Genomic DNA, 14,759 nt, shown 5'->3' with positions numbered 1-14,759 from the left:
GACACAATCAGGAAGATCCCGACGTACGGGAACAGCCTTAAATGTCGAGGAACCGGACATCCTTCGCGTTTCGCTGGATGAACGACCGTCGTGCCTCCACGTCCTCACCCATCAGGACGCTGAATAGCTCATCAGCGGTTGCAGCGTCGTCGAGCGTGACCTGACGCAGCGTACGCGTTGCCGGGTTCATCGTGGTCTCCCAAAGCTCCGGGTAGTTCATCTCGCCCAGACCCTTGAACCGCTGGATGTCGTCCGGCCTGGCGTTGGGCTTCTTCTGCTGCCGCAGCGCGATCAGCCCGTCCCGTTCCCGGTCGGAGTACGCGTACTGGGCGTCGTCGCCCTTCTTGTTCCACTTGATCTTGTAGAGCGGCGGAGCGGCCAGGTAGACGTGACCCATCTCGACCAGCGGGCGCATGAAGCGGAACAGCAGCGTCAGCAGCAGGGTCTGGATGTGCTGGCCGTCCACGTCCGCGTCGGCCATCAGCACGACCTTGTGGTACCGCAGCTTCTCCATGTCGAAGTCGTCGTGGATGCCGGTGCCCAGCGCGGTGATCAGCGCCTGGACCTCGTTGTTCTTCAGCACCCGGTCGATCCGGGCCTTCTCCACGTTGAGGATCTTGCCGCGGATCGGCAGGATCGCCTGGGTACGCGGATCACGCCCCTGCTTCGCCGAGCCACCGGCGGAGTCACCCTCGACGATGAACACCTCGGACTCGCGCGGGTCGGTCGACTGGCAGTCGGCCAGCTTGCCCGGCATCGAACCGGACTCCAGCAGCGACTTGCGGCGGGCCAGCTTGCGCGCCTGCTGCGCCGCGATCCGGGCCCGGGAGGCCTGGGTCGCCTTGGTGATGATCAGCTTGGCCTCGGCCGGGTTCCGCTCGAACCAGTCCACCAGCCACTCGTTGCAGACCCGGAGCACGAAGCTCTTCACCGGGGTGTTGCCCAGCTTGGTCTTGGTCTGCCCCTCGAACTGCGGGTTGGACAGCTTGACCGAGATGATCGCGGCCAGCCCCTCCCGTACGTCCTCGCCGGAGAGCTTCTCGTCGCCCTTGAGAAACTTCTTCTCCGTGCCGTACTTGTTGACCACACCGGTCAACGCGGCCCGGAAGCCCTCCTCGTGGGTACCGCCCTCGTGGGTGTTGATCGTGTTGGCGAAGGTGTAGACCGACTCGCCGTACGACTCGTTCCACTGCATGGCGATCTCGACCGACATGCCCTCTTCCTCGGCCCCGAACTCGACCACCGTCTTGTGGATCGGGCTCTTCGAGGCGTTCAGGTGCCGGACGAAGTCGGAGATGCCGCCCTTGTAGCAGAAGGTGACCTCGCGCGGCTTGCCGTCGTCCTCCTGGACCCGCTCGTCGCGGAGCTGGATGGTCAGTCCCCGGTTGAGGAACGCCATCTCCTGCAGCCGGCGGTAGATGGTCTCGAAGGTGAACTCGATCGTCTCGAAGATCGTCGGGTCCGGCCAGAACGCCACCGAGGAGCCGGTGAGGTTGGTGCTCTCGCCCTTCTCCAGCGGCGTCGGCTTGGAGTTGTGGTACTGCTGCCGCCAGACGAAGCCGTCCTTGTGGATCTCCAGCGCCATCCGGACGGAGAGCGCGTTGACCACCGAGACACCCACGCCGTGCAGGCCGCCGGAGACCGCGTACGCCTTGCCGTCGAACTTGCCGCCCGCGTGCAGGATGGTCAGCGCCACCTCGACGCCCGGCTTCTTCAGCGTGGGGTGGAGGTCTACCGGGAAACCACGGCCGTTGTCGACCACCCGCACGCCGCCGTCGGCGAGCAGCGTCACCTCGATGGTGTCGCAGTATCCGGCGAGGGCCTCGTCGACCGCGTTGTCGACGACCTCCCAGACCAGGTGGTGCAGACCGCGCTCGCCGGTTGATCCGATGTACATACCGGGCCGCTTGCGAACCGCCTCCAGGCCCTCGAGCACCTGGATCGACCCGGCACCGTATTCCTGCTTGTCCTGCGTTGCCACCTTGGCCACTTTCTCGCACCATCCGGGCACCAGGGCGCGGCGGGCGCGGGTTTGGCGGGCACGCGACTCAGCGCACAGGCCGGCACCACGATTGATCTGCGGATACGGCCGAAAGCGCCGGTCGCCGCGGATGCCCGCGGTTCGCGATCGGCTCGGACCCGGTGCGGACTGGTGGCCCAGGCCAACCTGGCCCGCGTCGTCGCTCCACACCGTGTCCTCGTCTCGATGTCAATCCTACTGTGCCGAGACGACAGAACCAGTACGCGGCACCCCTGCGGACCCACCTGAGGGCCCCGTAGCCGGCCGCACCCCGCCTACCGCGACTCCCCCCACACGCCACCGGTCGGATCAAGGCCGCTCCGCGCCGCCGCGCTCGATCCGGAGGCGGATCTTGGGCACGGGGGTCGCGCGAACGGCTCGCCGTGCCGTAACTTTGCGTCGCTGTCGCCGTGCCTCGGACGGCCGGTTCGGTACGTGCTCAGGAAGGTGACGCCCGATGGGGCTGGACAACGTCGCGGTGCATTGGCCGCGTACCGGCCGCTTCTACGATCCGGTGGCCCCGGCCGACTTCGTGGACTTCGGCGACCTCGCCGACGCGCCCGAGGTGGCCGCGCCGACCGCCGCGCTGGCCGGGCACATCGCCAAGACCGGAACGGTACGCGCGACCGCGTACACCGAGCTTGTTGATCTCCTACTCGGCCTCGATGGTGTGCTCTACGCCACAGAGGCGGCGGCCGAGGACGAGGACCCGGTGATCGACCCCGACGGCTGCGCCTGGATCGCCGGCGGCCTCGAACGGTTCGTCGACGGCCACCGCCAGTACGGCGATCTGGTGACCTTCGACACTGTCGGTGCCGTGCTCCGATCCGCGCTCGCCGACGGGCGCCTCGCCGAGCAGCAACTGCGCTGGCTCGACAACCGCCTCGACGCCCTGCGCGACGAGTCCGGCGCCGCCCCGCAGTGGAGTTTCGTACGGTCGGAGCTGAGCGTGCTCGCCGGCTTCTACCGACGCTGCGCCGACCGTGGGTTCGCCGTCTACGCCGACTCCTGATATTACTGCCCGGTAGCTGATCGGCCGGCGTTTGCCAAGGTCAGGACGAGCGTGGCCGGACATGAACTCCATCACTAGAAGTAAGCGATCCGCTACCCCCTGAGCCAGGATTGCACGTCGCCGAGAGCCGGCGACGGAGTCCGGGACCTGGTGCGCTACGTCGCCGCCGTCCGAGGGGGGTCGGCTCGCGACCATGCGCGCCACATTCGCTGCTCTGCGCCATCGCAACTACCGCATCTGGGCCGGTGCCGGCTTCGTGTCGATCATCGGGACCTGGATGCAGGTACTCGGCATCAACTGGTTCGTGCTCCAGGCGACCGGGTCGGTGACCTCGATGGGTTGGGCGGTGCTGCTCCAGGCCGTACCCACCCTGCTGCTCAGCACCTGGGGTGGCGCGCTCGCCGACCGGCTACCGGCCCGGCCACTGCTGGTCGGCACCCAGGTCATGCACACCGGGCTCGCCCTGGGGCTGGCGGCCGTGGCCTGGTCACACACCGGCGGGCTGCCGGTGATCTACGCGATCTCGCTGGTCAGTGGCGCCGTCTCCGCCATCGAGGGGCCGGTGATGGGTCGCTGGGGTTCCACCCTGGTCGACCGGTCCACCCTCGGCAACGCCCTCGCCCTCGGCTCGCTCACCAACTCGGCCGGCCGAATCCTCGGCATGAGCGTCGGCGCGGTGGTGGTCGCCGCCTCGGGCCCGGCCCCGCTGTTCCTGATCAACGCGATCAGCTTCGCCGCCGTGGTGCTGGCACTGCTCTCCATCCGGCGGGGGGACCTGCACACCCCCGAGCCGGAACCGAACGGCATCGAGACACGGGACACCGGCGGCGTACGGGCCGGGTTCGCGTACCTGCGGGGGCAGCCGGTGGTGCTGATCATGCTCGCGCTCGCCTTCGTACTGGGCAGCCTCGGGCGCAACTACCAGGTGACCATGGCCGCCATGAGCGACGGCCCGCTCGGCGCCGGAGCCTCGGGGTACGGGCTGCTCTCCACCGTCTTCGCGGTCGGCACCGTGGTCGGCGCGCTGGTCGCCGCCCAGCGACGCGAACTCGGGTACGGCATCCTGGTCGGCGCCGGGGTGCTCGCCAGCCTGATGCAGATCCTGGCCGGACTGGCACCGGGCACCTGGAGCTTCGCGGCGTTCATCCTGCCGATCGCGGCGACCGCCGTCCTCATCGACACCACCGTCGGCACCCGGGCCCAACTCGACACCGACGGCGCCATGCGCGGTCGGGTACTCGCCGCGGTCGGCGTCACCGGTGCCATCTCCGCCGCCGTCGGTGCACCGTTGCTCGGCTGGCTCTCCGAACACCTCGGGCCGCGCCAGACGCTGGTACTGGCCGGCGCGCTCGCGGCGCTCGCCACGGTGGCGGCCGGGCTGGCGCTGAGCCGTCAACGGGCCCGGACCGTACCGGCCGTGTCCGCGCCACCGACGCCGATCACCGTCGGTCGGGCGGCGGCCCGGCAACGGGGCGTGGCGGCGGTCAGCCGTATGTGTCCCGTGGGCCACGCCCCCGTACCCGTCGCGGCCCACGCGACCACGACGGCGCTGTCGGACCGTGGATATGCAACTTCCGGACCACGTTATGGCCGACTTCGCCGGCGATCCGCTTCAACAGCGAGCCAGCCAGCAGCCGCAGTTGGGTCGCCCACGCGGTCGACTCCGCCTCGACCGTCAGCTCGCCGTTCTCCAGCTTGATCGGGCGGCTGTGCTTGGCCACGTCCGGGCCGACCACCTTCTCCCACGCCCCGAAGACCGTCGCCTCCGCCGTGGGCTGCTGCCAGCCACGGGCCTTGACCAGGCGGGCGAGCACCGTACCGAGCAGTTGGGGGTCGCGCGGGTCCGGGCCGGGGCCGGAGTAACCCCGTAGCCGCCGCCGGGGTTGGCCGTCGCGGCCCACGCCCCGGTCGTCGCCGGTCACCCCGTCGGCGTCCGCGCCGGTCCGGCGCCGCTGTGGGGCCCGGTTCGTCTCCCGGCGCGCCCGGGCCGCATCGAGTACGGCCCGAGCCAGCTCCGGACCGCTCTGTTCCGCCGTCGCCCCCGCCCCGGCGGCTGCCGACGCGGGGCCGGAGCCCGTCGTGGGGTCCTTGGCCGGTGTCGACCTCGTGCCCGATTTCGCCTTCGGGGCCGCCTTCGCAGCCGGCTTCCGACCCGGGCTGGGGTTCGGGTTCGGGTCAGTCGGCACGGCGGACCGTCCCGTCCGTCACCGCGTACCGGGAACCCCGCAACCGCGACGGCACGTCGTCGTCAACCGCGCAGGTGACCAGTAGCTGACTGGCGCCACCGACGAGTTCGGCCAACCGCTCACGGCGGCCGGCGTCCAACTCGGCGAACACGTCGTCGAGGGCGAGCACCGGTTCGATCCCGTCCGACCGCAACAGGTCGTACGCGGCGAGCCGCAGCGCCAACGCGTACGACCAGGACTCACCGTGGCTGGCGTACCCCTTGGCCGGCAGCGGACCCAGGGTGAGGGCCAGTTCGTCGCGGTGCGGCCCGACCAGCGTGACGCCCCGCTCCACCTCGCTGGGGCGGGACTCGGCCAGGGCGGCGGCCAACGCAGCCTCCAGCGTTGCCCGGTCCGGCACCGGCTCGGTCAGGTCGACCGACGGTCGGTACGCGATCCCGGCCGCGCCACGACCGGCGGCCACCGCGTCGTACGCCTTGGTCACGTGCGGCGCCAGGGTGGCGACCAGGTCGAGCCGACCCGCGAGCAGCTCCGCACCGTGCCGGGCGAGCTGGGCGTCCCACACGTCGAGGGTGGAGAGGTCGCCGCCCCGCGAACCCCCGGTCTTGCGGGCCAGGTACGACGTCCGCAACAGCGCGTTGCGCTGCTTGACCACCCGCTCGTAGTCGGCCCGGACCCCCGCGTAGCGCGGCTGCCGGGTGACCAGGAGGTCGTCCAGGTAGCGCCGCCGTTCAGCCGGATCGCCCCGGATCAGCTCCAGGTCCTCCGGAGCGAAGAGCACCAGCCGCAGCGCGCCGAGTACGTCCCGGGCCCGCCGGACCGGTGACCGACCCAGCCGGGCCCGGTTGGCCTTGCCCGGCACGATCTCCAGTTCGACCAGCAGCTCCCGGCCGTCGTGCACGATCGCGCACCGCAGCACCGCGGCGCTCGCGCCGACCCGTACCAGCGGGGCGTCGGTGGCGACCCGGTGACTGGACAGGGTCGCCACGTAGCCGAGTGCCTCGACGAGGTTCGTCTTGCCCACCCCGTTGGGGCCGACGAAGACGTTCCCGCCCGGCTCGAGGTCCAGCTCGACCCGCTGGTACGAGCGGAAGTCGACCAGTTCGAGCCGGCGGACGTACACCGGGCGCTAGTTCTTGTGGATGGCGTGGCCGCCGAACTGGTTGCGCAGCGCGGCCACCGCCTTGATCGCGGGCGAGTCGTCCTGGCGGGACACGAACCGGGCGAAGAGCGATGCGGCGATCACGTTCATCGGCACCGCGAGGCGGATCGCCTCCTCGACCGTCCACCGGCCCTCGCCGGTGTCCTCCGCGTAGCCGCGCAGGTTGGCCAGCTCCGGGTCCTCGTCGAGGGCCCGGTCGAGCAGGTCGAGCAGCCAGGAGCGGACCACCGTGCCCTCGCGCCAGGACTTGATCACGCCGGGAACGTTGGTCACCAGCTCGGAGGCGGACATCAGCTCGTAGCCCTCGGCGTACGCGTGCATCAGGCCGTACTCGATGCCGTTGTGCACCATCTTGGCGTAGTGCCCGGCGCCGACCGGGCCGGCGTGCACGAAACCGAACTCACCGGCGGGCTTGAGCGCCTCGAAGATCGGCATCAGCCGGTCGACGTGCTCCTGGGAGCCGCCGACCATCAGTCCGTAGCCGTTCTGCCGGCCCCACACGCCACCCGAGACGCCGACGTCGACGTACCCGATGCCGAAGCGGTCCAGCTTCTCCGCCCGGGGGGCGTCGTCACTGAACCGGGAGTTGCCGCCGTCGATCACGATGTCGCCCGACGCCAGGACCCCGGACAGTTCGTCGATGGTCGCCTCGGTCACCGCGGCCGGAACCATCACCCAGACCACCCGGGGGGCGGCCAGCTTCTCGACCAGCTCGGCGAGACCGGCAACGTCGGTGACCGCGGGGTCACGGTCGAAACCGACCACCTCGTGTCCAGCGGCGCGCAACCGTTCGCGCATGTTGCCGCCCATCCGACCGAGACCTACCAGGCCGATTTGCATTTCCGTGTCCCCTTATGAGTTACGTTCTACCGATTCGGGTCAGCGGGTGACCCGGATCGGCATGATCAAATAGCGATAGCCGGGAATGACTTCCCCGTCCTCCCCGGAGGGGGAGATCACCGCGGGCTTGAAGGCGTCGACGAACGAGAAGACCGCCGTCGCGGCGCCCAGGTTCTGCAGCCCGTCGATCAGGTAGCCGGGATTGAAGCCGATGGTCAACGGCTCACCGGTGAAGGTCGCCTCCATCGCCTCGCTCGCCCGCGCGTCCTCGGTGCCGCCGGCCTCGACCACCAGGCCGTCCGAGCTGAAGCTCAGCAGCACCGGGGTGGTCCGCTCGGCGACCAGCGAGACCCGCTTGACGACCTCGATCAGCCCACTGACCGCGACCCGCGCCTCGGCGTTGTGGCTGCTCGGGAAGAGCGACCGGACCGGCGGGTAGTTGGCGCCGTCCAGCAGCCGGCTGGTGGTACGCCGGGTGCCACCGGCAAAGCCGATCATTCCCTCGCCGGCCGCGCCCTGGGCCAGTGCCATGACCACCTGGCCACCGGTCGGGCCGAGCGTCTTCGCCGTGTCGTGCAGGGTCTTCGCCGGCACCAGCGCGTTGAGGCTGATCTCCGGGTCGTCCGGCTGCCACTGCATCTCCCGCAGGGCGAGCCGGTACCGGTCGGTCGCGAGCATCGCCAGCGTGCTGCCGTTCAGCTCGATCCGTACCCCGGTCATCATCGGCAGCGTCTCGTCGCGCCCGGCGGCGATCGCGACCTGGCTGACCGCCGAGGCGAACGCGGCGGCGTCGATGGTGCCGGCGCTGGCGGGCATCTCCGGCAGCGTGGGGTAGTCCTCGACCGGCATGGTCGGAAGGGTGAACCGGGCGCTGCCGCAGACCAGCTCCAGGTGCGAGCCGACCGCGGCGATGTCCACCGGCTTGGCCGGCAGCGCCTTGGTGATCTCGGCGAGCAGCCGGCCGGAGACGAGCGCCGCGCCGTCCGCGTCGGCCTGTACGTCCACCGTCACCTGGCTCGAGACCTCGTAGTCGAAGCCGGACACGTGCAGGCTGCCCTCGGCGACCCGCAGCATCACACCGGCGAGCACCGGGACCGATGGCCGGCTCGGCAGACTCTTGGCCGTCCAGGCCACGGCGTCGGCGAGCGCGTCGCGCTCCACTCGGAACTTCATGCCATTGCCTCCGCGTCGACGTCAGCGACCACTGTCTCATGCCGGGTGGTGCCTGCCCGCCCGGCCAACCGTGCGGATCCCCATCGCACCTTAGGTGGCGATGGCATCGGCTGTGCGCCCGACCCCGGTGTTTCGGCACCCGGTGCCGGGCTCTGGTGGGGTCGATCAGCTGAATCCACAGAATGCCCAACGGTGATGATTGGTTTTTGTTGTCTTAGAGATAAAACTCATCGTCTTCATCGGTGTTGTGCAAACTGTGGATGAGCGGCGTTTGGCCTGGCCAGAGGATTATCCACCGGTGGGTTTGCTGGGGAAAACCTGGGGTAAAACCCGGCTCGCGATCCACAGCCGGTCGCCGGCCCGCAGTTGTCCACGGTTGTCCACCGGTTGTCCACCGGTTCTCCACCGGGTTTCTCCCCAAGCCTGGGGACAGTCGAATCCCCATCGATCATCGTTGTCCCCAGAACCTTCAACAGCCGGTCCACAGCGAGCCGGCGTCCGTGGATAACTCGACTACGGAGCGTGTCTGTCCACAGCGGTTTCCCCAGAAGTTGTCCACAGGTTGTGGATAGCCAGGTAGATCGGCACTACCGGTTGTCCACCGACGGTGGATAACAAGGTGTGGACAACTTCCGCCCGTCCACCGCCGACCGCCGTCCCCGGGCCCGCCGAGGAGGCCGTCCTTCGTCGCCGAGGGTCGGAAATCAACGGGCGGCGGCGCATCCGGGCCGAGCGGGATCCGTGCAAGCGCCTCCGACGGGACCGGTGGGGCTACTGGATCTCACCCGATCGGCGGACGACATCACCCGGCCGGATGACCCAACCGGTCCCGGCACGGGCGGGCGGCCTCGGTCGGATCGGTGCCATGGCACAGCCCTCGGGGTCTCCCCAGAGCAGTGGCAGAGCGCGTGGGGGGCGTACGCGGGCGAGCGCCGACGTATCCGTTAGCTATCGGCGGGGTCGGTCACGGCGTGGGAAGCCCGGCGCCCGTTGCGGGTCCGGAGTCGGCGGGACCCGCTTCAGGTGTTCTGCTTGATCCGGTTCGTCAGCTCGGCGATCTGGTTGTAGAGCGAACGCCGCTCGGCCATCTGCTGGCGGATCTTGCGGTCGGCGTGCATCACCGTGGTGTGGTCCCGACCACCGAACGCCTGACCGATCCGGGGCAGCGACAGCTCGGTCAGCTCGCGGCACAGATACATGGCCACCTGGCGGGCGTTGACCAGCACCCTGGACCGGGACTGACCGCGCAGGTCCTCCAGGCTCACCCCGAAGTAGTCGGCGGTGGAGACCATGATCTGGTCGGCGTTGATCTCCGGGCCGGAGCCGTCCGGGATGAAGTCCCGCAGGACCTCCTCGGCCAGCGACAGCTCGACCGTGGCCCGGGTCAGACTGGCGAACGCGGTCACCCGGATCAGGGCGCCCTCCAACTCCCGGATCGAGTTCGAGACCCGCGACGCGATGAACTCCAGTACGTCCGGCGGGGCGTACATGCGCTCCTGGGCGGCCTTCTTCTGCAGGATCGCGATCCGGGTTTCCAGGTCCGGCGGCTGGATGTCGGCCAGCAGGCCCCACTCGAACCGGGTACGCATCCGGTCCTCCAGCGTCGCCAGGTCCCGGGGCGAGCGGTCGGAGCTGATCACGATCTGCTTGTTCGCGTTGTGCAGGGTGTTGAAGGTGTGGAAGAACTCCTCCTGGGTCCGCTCGCGGTTCTCCAGGAACTGGATGTCGTCGATCAGGAGGATGTCGACGTCGCGGTAGCGGCGCTGGAACGCACTGGTCTTGTCGTCGCGCAGCGAGTTGATGAAGTCGTTGGTGAACTCTTCGGTGGAGACGTACCGCACCGAGCGGGCGTTGCCCAGCGTCGTGGCGTAGTGCCCGATGGCGTGCAACAGGTGGGTCTTGCCCAGCCCGGAGCTGCCGTAGATGAAGAGCGGGTTGTACGCCTTGGCCGGCGACTCGGCGACCGCGACGGAGGCGGCGTGGGCGAACCGGTTGGACGAGCCGATGACGAAGGTTTCGAACATGTACTTCGGGTTCAGCCGGTTTCCCCCGCTGCTCCCGCTGTCCATGCCGCCGCCGAGCCGGCGGTCGTCCCGGCCACCGGTCCGGTGGTCCATCGGGGAACCGCCTCGGCCGGGGCCGCTGTCCGTGCCGTTGTCGCGAGCCAGACCGCGGGGCCCCGGATCGCCGTGCCCGCCGATCGAGTCGTCCCGGTAGCGGTGCTCCACCTGTCGGGGGTCGAGGGCGTGCGGACCACCCGGTCCCCGCTCCACACCACGGTCGTCCAGGTTGCGCCGCTCCTGCAGCGGCGCCGGCGGCCGGCCGTGGTCGGCGTAGGAGCCGTCCGGGTACGCCTGGTCGGGGTACTGCTGCTCGGGATAACCCGAGTGGTCCGGGTAGCCGGGGCCGAAGAGGGTGTCCTGACCCCCGTCGCGGCTGCTCGGGATCAGGCCCATCCGGGGTGGCTCGACCGGTGCGGCGGGGTACTGGGCGGAGCCGGTGGGTACGCGTTCGACCGGACCGGTGGGCGCACTGTCCCGTGGCCCCTCCGGTGGCGGACCGTAGGCACTCGGGCCGGGGGCCGGGGCGTAGCCGCTCGGGGCCGGGTTCGGGGTGCCGCTGCCGTACAGCGTTCCGGTCGGTCGTCCCTGGCCGTCCTCCGGGGGGCGGACCGTGACCGCGACCTGGATGGCCCGACCTAGGTGCCGGGAGAGAGCGTCGGTGATCGCCGGGCGGAGCCGGGACTCGATGACGTCGCGGGTGAACGCGTCCGGGACCGAGAGCAGTGCCGTGTCCTCGACGATGGCGCGCAGGCGGGTGAGTCGGAGGTACGCGCGCTGTTGCGCCGAGATAATTTCATCGGCAAGATCATCGGTTGCGGCCAGCCACACCGCGGCAAGGTCGATCGTGTCGGCCACCGTCGCGCCACCCCCATCGCCTCTGCGTTCCCGGCCGCCGCTGGTGTCCTGCCAGTCGACCGTTCCGGGCCTGCTACCGCTCTCGAACAGGCACGACCTGGCATGCCCTGCGGTTGACCGAACCGTCGTCCACAAGTTATCCACAACCTGTGTATCGACTGATTGTGGCTCCCCGCCGGACCTGTGTCCTACCTGCCCCCGGCTGAATCAGCGCTGACGCGGGTTCACCTGTCGAACGATCGACTAGCTTGTCCAGTTTTGCACGGCGGCGGCACCGAGCCCCCTGACGCTCACCGGCAAACGGGCACGCTAACAGCGTTCTCCACAACGCTTCAACCGTCGGACCGGTGCGGGTAGGCCGAACATCGGGGAAAACTACCGCTTACGACCCGGTCGTCCGATCCTGGCTGATTTTTTGGCACGGCCTCCGGGGTGTTTGACGGTCATTGCGCCCGTGCGTAGGCTTTAGCGGCTGCTCTCTCGCCCTCTGCTAGGGTGATGGGTGCTTGCTGTCCGCGGTCGCCACCCCGCGCCTCGCCGGTCCGTGCACCACCGGGCAGCATCGCCCGTAGGCCACCCGCTCGGTGGTCGACGGCGGACCACCATCCGACCCCGTAGTCGACCGACCGGGGCTCGTACGAAGACGGAGAGCCTGACGTGAGCAAGCGCACCTACCAGCCGAACAACCGCCGGCGCGCGAAGACCCACGGCTTCCGGCTGCGCATGCGTACCCGCGCCGGCCGCGCCATCCTTTCGACCCGTCGCGCCAAGGGCCGTGACCGCCTGTCGGCCTGAGGGCCGATCGGCCCGGCCCCGGGGATGTAGACGTCGTGCTGGCGGCCGCGCAGCGACTGCGGCGTAGCGGCGAGTTCGCCGTTGCGGTCCGCGGCGGACGGCGTGCCGGTAGGGGCGCCGTCGTGGTCCACCTCGACCTGCCGTCCGCTTCGCCGTCCGTCGGGCCCGAAACAGCAACGCCAGAGCCGGTGCGTCCGGCCGGCACGGAGCAGGACTCCGCGCCGGCCCGCGCCGGTTTTGTCGTCTCCAAGGCCGTCGGCGGGGCGGTCGTCCGCAACAGCGTCCGCCGCCGGTTGCGGCACCTGGTGCGGGAGCGGTTGACCACGCTCCCGGCTGGGACAACCCTCGTCGTACGAGCGCTGCCCGGCGCCGCCGACCTCACGTACGACCGGCTCGCAGCCGACCTGGACGCGGCTCTCGCCGCCGCCCGGCGGCCCCGACGCTCGGGGCGGCGACCCGAATGAGCGGGGTGACCGGGAGGTCCCGAGCCAGCACACTCGGTGCCCGTGTGCTGGCAGGAGCCATCGTCGCGTACCGTCGTTGGATAAGCCCGGCGCTGCCGGCCCGCTGTCGGTTCTACCCGTCGTGCAGCGCGTACGCCCTTGAGGCGGTGACGCGGCACGGTGCCCTCCGGGGATCCGGCCTCGCGGTCTGGCGGCTGTCGCGCTGCCACCCTTTCCACCCTGGTGGATATGACCCGGTGCCGGAGCCGGGCGGCCGCCGACATGCCGATGTGACTGGAGCCCCGAATTGAGTCTCGACTGGATCTACTGGGCGATCTCGTGGATCCTGCTGATCTGGCACTCCGCGTGGGACACCATCGGGGTACCGGCGACAGCGGCCCTCGGTACGAACTGGGCCTGGATCCTCTCGATCATCTTCCTGGTGATCACCGTCCGGGTGATCCTCTTCCCGGTCTTCGTCAAGCAGATCAAGTCGCAGCGGGCGATGCAAGCCCTCGCGCCCCAGATCAAGGCGCTGCAGGAGAAGCACAAGGGTGACCGGGAGACGCTCCAGAAGGAAACGATGGAGCTGTACCGGAAGGAGAAGGCCAACCCGCTCATGGGTTGCCTTCCGATGTTCCTGCAGATCCCGGTCTTCCTCGGCCTCTTCCACGTGCTCCGCCGGCTCAACCCGGACAACCCGCAGCCGACGATCTACGGCTGGAGCCTGGACCAGTTCAACAGCGCGTCCAACGCGAAGCTGTTCACCGCCCCGATCTCCGGCCGGTTCGGCTCGACCGCGGCTGAGATGAGCGCCCTCGGCGCGAACCCGACCACCGTGAAGATCATGGCGGGCATCCTGGTGCTCATCATGATCGCGACCACCTACCTGACCAGCCGTCAGATGATCCTCAAGACCGGCTGGGCCCAGGACCCGCAGCAGCGGATGATCCAGCGGTTGATGCTCTACGGCATCCCGGCCTCGCTGCTCATCTCCGGCGCGATCTTCCCGATCGGCGTGATCATCTACTGGGTGACCAACAACCTCTTCACCCTCGGCCAGCAGCAGTGGGTGCTGCGGAAGTACCCGCCGCCGCCCACCGCGAGCCTGCCCGGCCTGCCCGGCTCCGGCTCGCGTAACGCCGGGACCGGTAACCGTCCGGGCACCGGCAACCGTCCGGGGACCGGCAGCAAGGCGGCACCCGCGGCCAAGCCGAGCGGTCTCTTCGGCCGTACCAAGGCCAACGGTGCCCAGCCGGAAGCGAAGCCCGCCGTCGACACCAAGGCGCTCGCCCCCAAGCCGGGCGCCAAGCCGGTCAACCCGAAGAAGGGTCGCCCGGCCAAGCGTCAGGGCTGAGTCATCGGGCTGCCGGCGGTACCCACCCCGCCGGCAGCCCCCAGGAATCCGGAGTCCAGGCAGCCGCCAGCGCGCCCGGCGCCGGACAACCGGATTCCGCCGCGCGCCGTCGCGGTAGCGGGCGAAACTGCCCGAGAAGACGTGCCCGTGGCACTCGGCGACCTCCCGCCGGGCCCGGGAATCAGCGGACCGTACAGGTCCGGCCGAGCGAGTACGGAGATGAGACCGTGACCGACACCAGCATTCCGCGCGCCGAGCAGCAGACCCTCGAAGAGGAGACGGACCCGATCACGGTCGAGTCCGATGACGACGACGACACCGACGAGGAAACCGCTGAGGGCGGTACCGAGGTGCGTGCCGAGGCCGCCGCCAAGCCCGCGACCACCGACGCCGACCTGTTCCGGCAGAGCGAGATCGCCGCGGACTACGTCGAGGGCCTGCTGGACATCCTCGACTACGACGGTGACATCGACGAGCTGGTGTCGGCCGGTCGCCCGGTCGTCGAGGTGGTGGGAGGCCGGCTGCAACCACTGGTCGGCCAGCGCGGCGCCACGCTGGAGGCGCTCCAGGAGCTGACCCGGCTCGCGGTCTTCCGCCAGACCGGTACGCCGAGCCGGCTCCTGCTCGACGTCGGTGGCTACCGCGCCACCCGGCGCAAGGAACTCGCCGCGGTGGCGAAGAACGCGGTGGAGAAGGTCAAGGAACACGGCGAGCCGGTACGCCTCGAACCGATGTCCGCGTTCGAGCGCAAGTGCGTACACGACGTGGTGAACGCGATCAGCGGTGTCGAGAGTGAGTCGGAGGGCGTCGAGCCCAGCCGTCGCATCGTTGTCCGTCCGGTTGCCTGACCGGG

Annotated in this window: 12 protein-coding genes and 1 pseudogene; 7 read left to right on the top strand and 6 right to left on the bottom strand. The window is 69.8% G+C overall.

Annotated features, from left to right (window positions below):
- Positions 1 to 37: 37 nt before the first annotated feature.
- A complete protein-coding gene (gene gyrB, locus ACWEFB_RS19980) occupies positions 38 to 1,981 on the bottom strand; it encodes a DNA topoisomerase (ATP-hydrolyzing) subunit B (RefSeq protein WP_452287349.1) in 1,944 nt (647 codons plus the stop codon).
- A 496-nt stretch (positions 1,982 to 2,477) separates the two neighbouring features.
- Between gyrB and ACWEFB_RS19975 the strand changes: the two genes are divergently transcribed.
- Positions 2,478 to 3,032 (top strand): hypothetical protein, encoded by a 555-nt coding sequence (locus ACWEFB_RS19975; protein ID WP_326561868.1) that lies wholly within the window; start codon positions 2,478 to 2,480, stop codon positions 3,030 to 3,032.
- A 193-nt stretch (positions 3,033 to 3,225) separates the two neighbouring features.
- Positions 3,226 to 4,401, top strand: a pseudogene (locus ACWEFB_RS19970) (MFS transporter); the annotation flags it as partial.
- Positions 4,402 to 4,516: 115 nt separating this feature from the next.
- Here the strand turns inward: ACWEFB_RS19970 and ACWEFB_RS19965 are convergent.
- The 5 genes from ACWEFB_RS19965 to dnaA form a co-directional block, all read right to left on the bottom strand.
- Positions 4,517 to 5,218, bottom strand: a complete 702-nt coding sequence (locus ACWEFB_RS19965) for a DUF721 domain-containing protein (protein WP_452287347.1) — start codon at positions 5,216 to 5,218, stop codon at positions 4,517 to 4,519.
- Positions 5,208 to 6,341 carry a DNA replication/repair protein RecF gene (gene recF / locus ACWEFB_RS19960; RefSeq protein ID WP_452287345.1) on the bottom strand — a complete coding sequence of 378 codons (1,134 nt, stop codon included), beginning with the start codon at positions 6,339 to 6,341 and terminating at the stop codon, positions 5,208 to 5,210. The genes ACWEFB_RS19965 and recF overlap by 11 nt, the downstream gene beginning before the upstream one ends.
- Before the next feature lie 6 nt (positions 6,342 to 6,347).
- Entirely contained in the window at positions 6,348 to 7,220 is an 873-nt protein-coding gene (gene gnd / locus ACWEFB_RS19955; RefSeq protein WP_452287343.1) for a phosphogluconate dehydrogenase (NAD(+)-dependent, decarboxylating), read from the bottom strand.
- Positions 7,221 to 7,259: 39 nt separating this feature from the next.
- The gene (gene dnaN / locus ACWEFB_RS19950) at positions 7,260 to 8,393 is read right to left on the bottom strand and encodes a DNA polymerase III subunit beta (protein ID WP_326561865.1); all 1,134 of its coding nucleotides are present in this window, start codon (positions 8,391 to 8,393) and stop codon (positions 7,260 to 7,262) included.
- Positions 8,394 to 9,412: 1,019 nt separating this feature from the next.
- A complete protein-coding gene (gene dnaA / locus ACWEFB_RS19945) occupies positions 9,413 to 11,311 on the bottom strand; it encodes a chromosomal replication initiator protein DnaA (RefSeq protein WP_452287341.1) in 1,899 nt (632 codons plus the stop codon).
- 657 nt (positions 11,312 to 11,968) lie between these two features.
- On the opposite strand from dnaA, the gene rpmH reads away from it, so the two are divergent.
- The 5 genes from rpmH to ACWEFB_RS19920 all read left to right on the top strand — a co-directional run bounded on the left by rpmH (position 11,969) and on the right by ACWEFB_RS19920 (position 14,754).
- Positions 11,969 to 12,106, top strand: coding sequence for a 50S ribosomal protein L34 (gene rpmH, locus ACWEFB_RS19940; protein ID WP_091249168.1), 138 nt, complete (start codon positions 11,969 to 11,971; stop codon positions 12,104 to 12,106).
- Positions 12,107 to 12,141: 35 nt separating this feature from the next.
- On the top strand, positions 12,142 to 12,570 hold the full coding sequence (rnpA, locus tag ACWEFB_RS19935) for a ribonuclease P protein component (protein ID WP_326561863.1): 429 nt from the start codon (positions 12,142 to 12,144) through the stop codon (positions 12,568 to 12,570).
- A complete protein-coding gene (gene yidD, locus ACWEFB_RS19930; RefSeq protein WP_326561862.1) occupies positions 12,567 to 12,860 on the top strand; it encodes a membrane protein insertion efficiency factor YidD in 294 nt (97 codons plus the stop codon). Before rnpA ends, yidD begins: the two co-directional genes overlap by 4 nt.
- The gene (gene yidC / locus ACWEFB_RS19925) at positions 12,857 to 13,906 is read left to right on the top strand and encodes a membrane protein insertase YidC (protein ID WP_452287339.1); all 1,050 of its coding nucleotides are present in this window, start codon (positions 12,857 to 12,859) and stop codon (positions 13,904 to 13,906) included. The genes yidD and yidC overlap by 4 nt, the downstream gene beginning before the upstream one ends.
- Positions 13,907 to 14,193: 287 nt before the next feature.
- Positions 14,194 to 14,754, top strand: coding sequence for a R3H domain-containing nucleic acid-binding protein (locus tag ACWEFB_RS19920; protein ID WP_442792150.1), 561 nt, complete (start codon positions 14,194 to 14,196; stop codon positions 14,752 to 14,754).
- Positions 14,755 to 14,759: the final 5 nt, after the last annotated feature.

Source organism: Micromonospora sp. NPDC004704 (assembly GCF_053601675.1).
The sequence above is the reverse complement of the archived record's forward strand: the minus strand, read 5'-3'. Positions and strand labels throughout refer to the sequence as shown.

Bases quoted from the DNA above. Each gene is read 5' to 3' on its own strand.
- gnd (WP_452287343.1), bottom strand. From the start codon at position 7,220: ATGCAAATCGGCCTGGTAGGTCTCGGTCGGATGGGCGGCAACATGCGC.
- yidD (WP_326561862.1), top strand. From the start codon at position 12,567: ATGAGCGGGGTGACCGGGAGGTCCCGAGCCAGCACACTCGGTGCCCGT.
- ACWEFB_RS19975 (WP_326561868.1), top strand. From the start codon at position 2,478: ATGGGGCTGGACAACGTCGCGGTGCATTGGCCGCGTACCGGCCGCTTC.
- dnaN (WP_326561865.1), bottom strand. From the start codon at position 8,393: ATGAAGTTCCGAGTGGAGCGCGACGCGCTCGCCGACGCCGTGGCCTGG.